Source organism: Sphingomonas sp. dw_22 (assembly GCF_018449795.1).
Taxonomy (GTDB): domain Bacteria; phylum Pseudomonadota; class Alphaproteobacteria; order Sphingomonadales; family Sphingomonadaceae; genus Sphingomonas.
In genome coordinates this window covers 216,928-225,899 of sequence record NZ_JAAVVE010000002.1, presented here as the reverse complement: position 1 = coordinate 225,899, position 8,972 = coordinate 216,928, and the positions used below count along the sequence as shown (strand labels likewise).

The 8,972-nt window shown below is 66.8% G+C and carries 12 protein-coding genes; 10 read left to right on the top strand and 2 right to left on the bottom strand.

Going from position 1 to position 8,972, the window contains the following annotated elements; all coding sequences use genetic code 11:
• The 4 genes from HB724_RS01910 to ruvB all read left to right on the top strand — a co-directional run.
• On the top strand, positions 1–292 hold a 292-nt coding region (locus tag HB724_RS01910), incomplete at its 5' end, for an RcnB family protein (protein WP_218625028.1).
• A gap of 292 nt (positions 293–584) precedes the next feature.
• On the top strand, positions 585–1,181 hold the full coding sequence (ruvA, locus tag HB724_RS01905) for a Holliday junction branch migration protein RuvA (RefSeq protein ID WP_213979199.1): 597 nt from the start codon (positions 585–587) through the stop codon (positions 1,179–1,181).
• 2 nt (positions 1,182–1,183) lie between these two features.
• On the top strand, positions 1,184–1,741 hold the full coding sequence (locus tag HB724_RS01900; protein WP_213979198.1) for a DUF4337 domain-containing protein: 558 nt from the start codon (positions 1,184–1,186) through the stop codon (positions 1,739–1,741).
• A 447-nt stretch (positions 1,742–2,188) separates the two neighbouring features.
• Positions 2,189–3,211 carry a Holliday junction branch migration DNA helicase RuvB gene (ruvB, locus tag HB724_RS01895; protein WP_213979197.1) on the top strand — a complete coding sequence of 341 codons (1,023 nt, stop codon included), beginning with the start codon at positions 2,189–2,191 and terminating at the stop codon, positions 3,209–3,211.
• A gap of 8 nt (positions 3,212–3,219) precedes the next feature.
• Here ruvB and HB724_RS20340 read toward each other — a convergent pair whose 3' ends face one another.
• Entirely contained in the window at positions 3,220–3,831 is a 612-nt protein-coding gene (locus HB724_RS20340) for a PEPxxWA-CTERM sorting domain-containing protein (protein ID WP_256731244.1), read from the bottom strand.
• A gap of 185 nt (positions 3,832–4,016) precedes the next feature.
• Positions 4,017–4,451 carry a MerR family transcriptional regulator gene (locus tag HB724_RS01885; protein WP_213979196.1) on the bottom strand — a complete coding sequence of 145 codons (435 nt, stop codon included), beginning with the start codon at positions 4,449–4,451 and terminating at the stop codon, positions 4,017–4,019.
• 72 nt (positions 4,452–4,523) lie between these two features.
• Here HB724_RS01885 and HB724_RS01880 point away from each other — a divergent pair, with 72 nt between their 5' ends.
• From HB724_RS01880 to HB724_RS01855, 6 genes are all read left to right on the top strand, one after another.
• Positions 4,524–5,357, top strand: coding sequence for an oxidoreductase (locus HB724_RS01880; RefSeq protein ID WP_213979195.1), 834 nt, complete (start codon positions 4,524–4,526; stop codon positions 5,355–5,357).
• 369 nt (positions 5,358–5,726) lie between these two features.
• Positions 5,727–6,734: a PhoH family protein gene (locus HB724_RS01875; RefSeq protein WP_213979194.1), complete on the top strand. Its 1,008-nt coding sequence runs from the start codon at positions 5,727–5,729 to the stop codon at positions 6,732–6,734.
• 49 nt (positions 6,735–6,783) lie between these two features.
• Complete coding sequence (locus HB724_RS01870) at positions 6,784–7,035, top strand: type II toxin-antitoxin system VapB family antitoxin (RefSeq protein ID WP_213979193.1); 252 nt, start codon at positions 6,784–6,786, stop codon at positions 7,033–7,035.
• On the top strand, positions 7,032–7,433 hold the full coding sequence (locus HB724_RS01865) for a type II toxin-antitoxin system VapC family toxin (RefSeq protein WP_213979192.1): 402 nt from the start codon (positions 7,032–7,034) through the stop codon (positions 7,431–7,433). Before HB724_RS01870 ends, HB724_RS01865 begins: the two co-directional genes overlap by 4 nt.
• Complete coding sequence (gene ybeY / locus HB724_RS01860; protein ID WP_213979191.1) at positions 7,433–7,942, top strand: rRNA maturation RNase YbeY; 510 nt, start codon at positions 7,433–7,435, stop codon at positions 7,940–7,942. Before HB724_RS01865 ends, ybeY begins: the two co-directional genes overlap by 1 nt.
• Before the next feature lie 8 nt (positions 7,943–7,950).
• A complete protein-coding gene (locus HB724_RS01855; RefSeq protein WP_213979190.1) occupies positions 7,951–8,865 on the top strand; it encodes a hemolysin family protein in 915 nt (304 codons plus the stop codon).
• Positions 8,866–8,972 lie beyond the last annotated feature (107 nt).

Here is an 8,972-nt window from a genome sequence, read left to right as displayed (position 1 = left end):
CCCCTCGCCGGTGCGCCCCGACCGCCCGGGCGCGGGTCGTCCGCCGAATTTCCGGCCGGTCCACGGCCCCACCTATCGCTATCCGCGCGGCTACCGCTATCGCCGCTGGACGACGGGTCTGTTGCTGCCGAGCATCTTCCTGTCGAGTTCCTATTATTATGACGACTATGGCGCGCTCGGCGTCGGGCCGCCCCCGCCGGGCTATCGTTGGGTGCGCTACGGGCCGGACCTGCTGCTCATCCAGATCCGCACGCGGCGTGTGGTCGATGTGATCTACGGCGCCTTTTATTGATCCGGAAACGAAGCGGCCGCCTGGGACGGATCGACATTTGACGGCCCCCTCCCTGCAAGCAGGGAGGGGAAAGCTCGATTGCTCCTGGCCCGCCGATGGCCGGCCGCTTCGTTTTCCGCTTTCCTACACGCCGTTGTTCCGCTTATGTACCGCGCGTGATGCCGCACGCCCTCCGCCGCGCCTGTCCGCCCGCCCGCCATGCGCGGCCCCGCGCTCGCGCCTCCGCGACCGGTGGGTTTTTTCGCAATGCCGGTGTCAACCGTGTCAACCTGCGGTGGCCGGAGGGCCGGCGATGATCGCGCACCTCAAGGGCCATCTCGCCGCCACCGGCGCGGATCATGCGGTGATCGACGTGAATGGCGTCGGCTATCTGGTCGGCGCCTCGGCCCGCACGCTGACCGCGCTCGGCACGATCGGCGATCTGGTCACGATCCATACCGAGATGCTGGTATCGGAGGATTCGCTCCGCCTGATGGGCTTCGCCAGCGCCGAGGAGCGTGACTGGTTTCGCCTGCTGACCTCGGTCCAGGGTGTCGGCGCCAAGGTCGCGCTGGCGATCCTCTCGATTCTCTCGCCCGAGGAAGTGCAGACCGCCGTCGCCCGCGCCGATTCCGCGATGATCGCCCGTGCCAACGGCGTCGGGCCGAAGCTCGCCCAGCGCATCGTCAACGAATTGAAGGACAAGGCCGGCGGCATCGCCCTGGGCGGCAGCGGCGCGACCGCCGCGCCGGCAGGCGGCGCGGCGGCGGATGCCGTCTCGGCGCTCCTCAACCTCGGCTTCAAGCCCGCCGAGGCAAGCGGCGCGGTGAGCGCCGCCAATGACGAGCTGGGGCCGGGCGCTACGCTCGATGCGCTGGTCCGCCTGGCGCTCCGGAAGGCGGCGAAATAGCCATGGAAATCGAAGTCAGCGCCGAGGCCAAGGACAAGTCGCTCAATCGCCGCGTCGCGATCACCGTCGTCGTGCTGTCGGTGGTGATGGGCCTGTGCGGCATCAAGGACGGCAACATCGTCCAGGCCATGCAGGCGGCGCAGTCCGCATCGGTGGACGATTGGAACGAATATCAGGCGACCCGCACCAAGCTGCACATCGCCGAGACCAGCCGCACCCAGATCGCGGCGCTCGCCGCCGATCCGGCCCGGGCCGCGCCCGTGCTCGCGGGCATCGACCGCGACATCGCCCGCTACCGGGCCGAGGCCCCGCGCCTGGCGGCCGAAGCCAGGGCGCAGTCGGATCGCTATGACGCGCTCAACGTCCATGACGACCAGTTCGACGCCAGCGACGCGGCGATCTCCACCGCCATCTCGATCGCGGCCGTCTCGGCATTGGCGGAGAGCGGCTGGCTGCTCGGCGCGGCCTGGGCGTTCGGCGCGTTCGGCCTGTTCATAGGCCTGTGCGGCTTCGCCGGCTGGAGCTTCCATCCGGCGCTGCTGAGCGGAGTGCTGGGGTGATGGGGTTATTTGATCGAAAAACTTCTGCATCTCGTGGCCTCTTATCCCTGGCCATTGGAGTGCAAGTCACGATTGTCACTGAGTTGGGGTTTAACCGAGATAGCGAAGTGCTTTGCGCATACTTTTGCGCTCACATTCATGGGTATTCCAAGATCGTTGGCGCCAGTGGAGAGATATTAGAGCGCTTTATCGAAAATTGTTATGCGGGCCTCGTGGAGATAACACCATTGGCGCGGGGAAGATTAATTCCCTTCGGTCTCGCGCTTGGAGGGGCGATAAAGTCGATTGATAGGGCCGGTCTAACAAACGGATGGGCGGATTTTTATCGTCTCCTTGAGGGAGCACACGAATGGTCTACACCTAAGGTTGAGCTAGATATTTGGGTGGGGACAATGGAGCGAGCAGTATTTGCGATGCTCCAAGAACAGAAGCGCGGTTGGAAGCCTGATGTCTGATTCTGATCGCATCCTCGCCCCCGCGCGCAAGCCCGAGGACATCGACGCCGCCCTGCGCCCCAAATCGCTCGACGAGTTCGTCGGCCAGAAGGCGTCGCGCGAGAATCTCCGCGTGTTCATCCAGGCGGCCAAGGCACGCGGCGAGGCGCTCGATCACGTCCTCTTCTTCGGCCCCCCCGGCCTCGGCAAGACCACGCTCGCCCAGATCGTCGCGCGCGAGATGGGCGTGGGGTTCCGCGCGACCTCCGGCCCGGTCATTGCCAAGTCGGGCGACCTCGCGGCGCTGCTCACCAATCTCGAGGACGGCGACGTGCTGTTCATCGACGAGATCCACCGCCTCGCGCCCGCGGTAGAGGAAGTCCTCTACCCGGCGATGGAGGATCGCGCGCTCGATCTGATGATCGGGGAGGGGCCGTCCGCCCGCTCGGTGCGGATCGATCTGCCGCGCTTCACCCTGGTCGGCGCCACCACGCGCCAGGGCCTGCTCACCACGCCGCTGCGCGACCGGTTCGGCATCCCGGTCCGCCTGCAATTCTACACGGTCGAGGAGCTGACCAGCGTCGTCACCCGCGCCGCGACGCTGCTCGACCTCCATATCGCCCAGGACGGCGCGCGCGAGATCGCCCGGCGCTCGCGCGGCACGCCGCGCATCGCCGGGCGGCTGCTGCGCCGCGTGCGCGATTTCGCCAATGTGCTGGGCGAGGAGACGGTCCATGCCCGGGTGGCCGATTCGGCGCTCACCCGGCTGGAGGTCGATTCGCTCGGCCTCGACGCGATGGACCGCCGCTACCTCACGATGATCGCCGATATCTACAAGGGCGGCCCGGTCGGCGTGGAGACGCTGGCGGCGGGGCTCAGCGAGCCGCGCGACACGATCGAGGAAGTGATCGAGCCCTATCTCATCCAGATCGGCATGATCGCCCGCACCGCGCGGGGCCGCTGCCTCAATCCCGCCGGATGGAAGCATCTCGGCCTCGATCCCCCGGCCTCGGCGCAGGACGGCCTGTTCGATTGAGGCGCCGGTCAGGCGGCGGCGTAGCGCACGCGCACCCGGCGGCGCAGCGCCATGCCGGCCAGGCCGAAGCCGCCGATCATCAGGCCCCATGCGGCGGGCTCGGGAACCGGGCTGATCGTGCCCTCGGTGATGCGCACGCCCAGGTCGAGCGGGCCGTATTCGGTGGTCCATCCCGCGCCCGACCGGCGGATCGCATAGGATTGGAGCGGGTTGCCGGCGCTGGAGGGCATCCAGGGCAGGATGCCGAAATCGTCGACGAACGCGAACGTCGCCCAATAGGTGCCCGGTCCCAGATCCCAGTCCAGCGCGTTCAGGCCCTGCCAGCCCGAGTCGTTGAGCGTGAAGCTGCCGGAGAAGAGCGTCGCGCCGGGCAGGCCGCCCGCATCGCCCGCGACGCCGATGATGGCCTCGCCGCCATCGCTGCCGATCCAGCCCTGGATGCTCGCCAGCGTGGTCGCATGGTCCAGGGTGAAGCTGCCGGCCAGGAGCTGGCCCCAGCCGAGCGAATAGCCGGAATAGGGATTGGCGGGCGTGCCGGTATCGACGATCGTCTGCGCCGATGCATTGGCCGAGGCGATCAGGGCGGCACCGGCCAGAAGGCCACGGACGACGGTCTTCATACGCTATATCCCCGCTGTTGATGCTTCGGGGCTATCGGCATTCCGGCATCCAGCCAGGGCTTTTCCGCCGCTTTCCTGTCCTGAAACGGGAAAAATGCGCGGCCATGGTTACCCGACGCGGGGCCTGTCCCGGTCCGGCACGACAGATGCGAATGAATGCAGTTAATGATTCGGCCGACGGATCTTCAGGAGGCCCGCGCCCGCGCCGCCGTCACCGGCGCCGGGCATTCCTCGAATGCGCCGAAGCCCGGCTCCGGCCCCTGCTCGCCGCCTTCGAGCCAGGCGATCTTGGCGCGGACATAGCCGACCATCGCGTTGAGCTGCCCGGCCTTCTCCTCCAGCCGCACGAGCTGCATCCGCATCACTTCCAGGCTGCGCGTGGGCGTCATTCCGCCCATATTATATTCCTCCGCCAGCACGGCGATCTCGCGCAGCGAAAAGCCCAGCCCCTGCGCCATGCGGATGATCCGCGCGGCTTCGACATGCTCGGGCGTGAAGATCTGATAGGGGTTGGCGCCGCCCTTCCGCCCGGTCTCGGGCCGGAGCAGCCCCTTGCGGACATAGAAGCGCACCGTGTCGACGCTCAAGTCCGCGGCGCGGGCGAATTCCGAGATCAGCATGATTTTATCCCTTGACCATGGACCAAGGTCCACACTTATATCCCCTGGCTCCGATTTCAACTGGAGCAAAGCATGCAGAAAACCGCACTCGTCACCGGTGCCTCGGCCGGCATCGGCGAAGCCACCGCCCGCCGGCTGCTGAAGGACGGCTATCGCGTCTTCGCCGCCGCCCGCCGCCTCGATCGCATGGCCGGCCTCGCCGCCGAGGGCGCCGAGCTGATCGACCTCGATCTCACCCAGGATGCCTCGATCGTCGCCGCGATCGCGACGATCCGTGAAAAGGCCGGCCGGCTCGACGTGCTCGTCAACAATGCCGGCTATGGCAGCTATGGCGCGCTGGAGGACGTGCCGATGGCGGAGGCGCGCCGGCAGGTGGAGGTCAACCTGTTCGGCCTCGCGCGCCTGTGCCAGCTCTCGACGCCGCTGATGCGCGCGCAAGGGTCGGGCACGATCCTCAACGTCACTTCGATCGGCGGCAAGTTCGGCGAGCCCTTCGGCGCCTGGTATCACGCCACCAAGTTCGCAGTGGAGGGGCTGAGCGATTGCCTCCGCCTGGAGCTTCGCCCGTTCGGCATCCGCGTCGTCGTGATCGAGCCGGGCGCGATCCGCACCGAATGGGGCGGCATCGCCGTCCAGAGCCTGATCGAGCGTTCGGGCAAGAGCGCCTATGCGCCCTATGCCCTGAAGCACGCCGCGATGCTCGGCAGCGCCGACAATGTCAGCTTCGTCTCGCCGCCCGAAGTGGTCGCCGATACGATCGCCAGGGCCGTCGCCGCGCGCCGCCCGCGCATCCGCTATGCCACCGGGGGCGGCGCGAAGGTTTTCCTGTTCCTGGCGCGCTGGCTGCCCGATCGGATGCTCGATTCGCTGATGTGGCGGATGAGCCAGTCGGGGAAGATCGGCTGAGATCCCGGGACGAATCGACATTTGACGCTCCCCTCCCTGGAAGGGAGGGGTCGGGGGTGGGTGCGCGGCCGCCAGGTCGCGCTCGGCGCAAAGCGCCGAACGGGCATCGGGCGAAAACCGCCGCCAAGCCGGCACGAAATGCGGTCCGCTGTCTCTCCCGCGTCACACCGCCCAATTATCGCGTCGGCATGCCGGTTTTTCCGCTGTCCATGTAGGATTTCCTCTGCCAGACTCTCCCTCGCACATGCACCACGGAACCACCCGTACCTGCTCCGGCTTCGCCTCTTCAGGCCGTGCATGCCCTGCGCCCCAAAGTGCACGAATGGAGCGCATCTCCGCGCACTTTGCCTCTCGCCTTGAAAGGATCGCATGAGCCGAAAGCCCGTCCCCGCCCAGTCCGGTGAACGCTCCAGGGTCGAGGTGACGTTCGACAAGCCGCAACTCCTGCCGCAGCTCTTCGGCGAATATGATTCGAACCTGCTGATGCTCGAGGAGCGGCTGGGCGTCTATATCCATGCCCGCGGCCAGCGCGTCGTGATCGAGGGCAGCGCGGAGGCCGTCGCCCATGCCCGCGAAGTCCTCCAGGAGCTCCACAGCCGGGTGATCCGCGGCGAGGATATCGACGGCGGGCTGGTCGATTCGGTGATCGCGATGTCGAGCGAGCCGATGCTGACCGGCATCGTCCGCGCCGATGCGCCCGGCGGTGGCGGGGCGGCGCAGATCATGATCCGCACGCGCAAGAAGACGATCGTGCCGCGCTCGGCCGCGCAGGTGCATTACATGCGCGAGCTGGTCTCGAACGACATGATCTTCGCGCTCGGGCCGGCGGGCACCGGCAAGACCTATCTCGCGGTCGCCCAGGCCGTCGCGCAGCTCATCACCGGCACCGTCCAGCGGCTGATCCTGTCGCGCCCGGCGGTGGAGGCTGGCGAGCGGCTCGGCTTCCTCCCCGGCGACATGAAGGAGAAGGTCGATCCCTATCTGCGGCCGATCTACGACGCGCTCTATGATTGCCTGCCCGCCGAGCAGGTCGAGCGGCGCATCGCATCGGGCGAGATCGAGATCGCCCCGATCGCCTTCATGCGCGGCCGCACGCTGGCGGAAGCCTTCGTCATCCTCGACGAAGCGCAGAACACCACGCCCGCCCAGATGAAGATGTTCCTCACCCGCTTCGGCCAGAACAGCCGGATGGTGATCTGCGGCGATCCCAACCAGACCGATCTGCCCGGCGGCCCGCCCAGCTCGGGCCTCAACGACGCGGTCGGCAAGCTGGAGGGGATCGAAGGCATCTCGATCTGCCGCTTCGGCGTCCACGACGTGGTGCGCCACCCGATCGTGGGGCGGATCGTCGAGGCCTATGAGGGGCCGGGGGCTTGAAGGGAGGGATATCCCAAGCTAAATTGAGGATATCCTGAGGATTCGGACGATGGGCGCCCTTTATATCAAGGACGAAGACACCGCTGCGCTGGTCAGGCGCGTGGCCGAGCGTTCCGGCCTGACCAATACCGCGCTGATCCGCGAATTGGCGGCTGCGCGCGAAGCGGAATTGAATCGGGGCGAGCGACGGCTGAGCGCGCGGGAGAAGCTTGAACGTTTCTGGCGGGAACATCCTTTGCCGCCGCCCACCGGCTTGAAGGCCGACAAGGCGTTTTTCGACGAACTTTCGGGCGATCTGTGATCCTGTTCGTCGATGCCTCGGCGGTCGTGGCGATGATGAGCAAGGAGCCTGACGCGCTCGAACTTGCCGATCGGATCGGCCAGGCTTCGCGCTTGCTTTGGTCGCCGATCGTCAAGTGGGAAGCTGCCGTGGCACTTTCGCGACTACAGAAATACGCGACTGTCCATTCCGCAAGGAGCGATGTCTTCGCGTTTGGGCAGGAATATGAAATTGAATTGATGACGATCGGCGAAGATGAGAGTGAGATCGCCTTCGAAGCGTTCCGCCTTTACGGCAAGCGCAGCGGACACGCCGCTCGCCTCAACATGGGCGATTGCTTCGCCTATGCCTGCGCCAGGGCCAACAATGCGCGCCTGCTCTACAAGGGCGACGACTTTTCGAAAACGGACCTCGCCTGATGCTTGACGTCGCCGCTCTCCCCGAAAGCCCCTGGCCGACGGGCGATTGGGAAGCCCTCGCCAATCGGGCTGCCGAGGCCGCGATCCGCCAGACGCCCTTCGCCGAATGGCTCGGCTGGCCGACCGTGATCGAGATCGCCGTCCGCCTGACCAGCGACGAAGAGGTTCGCACGCTCAACCACCAGTATCGCGACAAGGACAAGCCGACCAACGTCCTGTCCTTCCCCATGGTCCAGCCCGACCTGCTGGAAACGGTGACGCAGAACAGCGACGACGGCGAGGTGATCCTGGGCGACATCGTCCTCGCCCATGGCGTCTGCGCCGCCGAGGCCGCCGAGCGCGAGATCGGCGTCGCGGATCATGCCACGCACCTGATTGTCCACGGGGTGCTGCATCTGTTAGGGTATGATCATATGGGGGACGCCGAAGCCGAGGCGATGGAAGAGATGGAGCGCGCCGCGCTCGATCAGCTCGGTCTTCACGATCCGTACCCGGTACGCGAGGACTGACCACGAACATGCCCGAGGGCCCCAGTAGCAGCGCCGCTGGCGAAACTGTTCACGAAAGCGGCGGCATATGGCGGGGACTCCGCACCCTGCTGTTCGGCGAGGAGCATGAGGAGACGCTGCGCGACCGCCTGGAGGAGGCGATCGATGAGCATGAGGAGGTGGGCGCCCGCGCCCCCGCCGGAGACCTCGCCCCGATCGAGCGCCAGATGCTGCGCAACCTGCTCCATTTCGGCGAACGCGATGCCGGCGACGTCGGCGTGCCCCGCGCGGACATCGTCGCGGTGGAGGAGGGCACCAGCTTCGCCGATCTGGTCCAGCTCTTCGCCGAGGCGGGGCACAGCCGCCTGCCGGTCTATCGCGATGCGCTCGATACCGTGGTCGGCATGGTCCATATCAAGGACGTGTTCGCGATCCTCGCCGCCGGTGCGCCGCATCCGCCGAGCATCGCCGAGCTGATCCGCGATCCGCTTTACGTGCCGCAATCGATGGGCGCGCTCGATCTGCTCGCCCAGATGCGCTCCAGCCGCACGCACCTCGCGATCGTGCTCGACGAATATTCGGGCACGGAAGGGCTCATCACGATCGAGGATCTGATCGAGGAGATCGTCGGCGAGATCGAGGACGAGCATGACGAAGCGCCGCACGCCCTGCTGGTGCCGATCGACGGCGGCGGCTGGGACGCCGATGCCCGCGCCGAGCTGGAGGACGTGGCCGAGATGGTCGATCCCCGGCTGGGCGAAGTCGACGAGGATGTCGAGACGCTGGGCGGCCTCGCCTTCGTGCTGGCGGGCCATGTGCCCCAGCCGGGGGAGTGCCTGAAGCATGAAAGCGGCTGGACGCTCGAAGTGACCGAGGCCGATGCCCGCAAGGTCACCCGCCTGCGCCTGCATCCGCCCGCCAGGCACGGGACGGGCGAGGAATGAACCCCGGGGGCCGTTCGCGGCCCCGGCATTTATCCTCCGTCATCTATAAATTCGATCAGCGACTACGCTTTAATGTGTTTAGGCGATGAACCCCCGCGTGGCAGTCT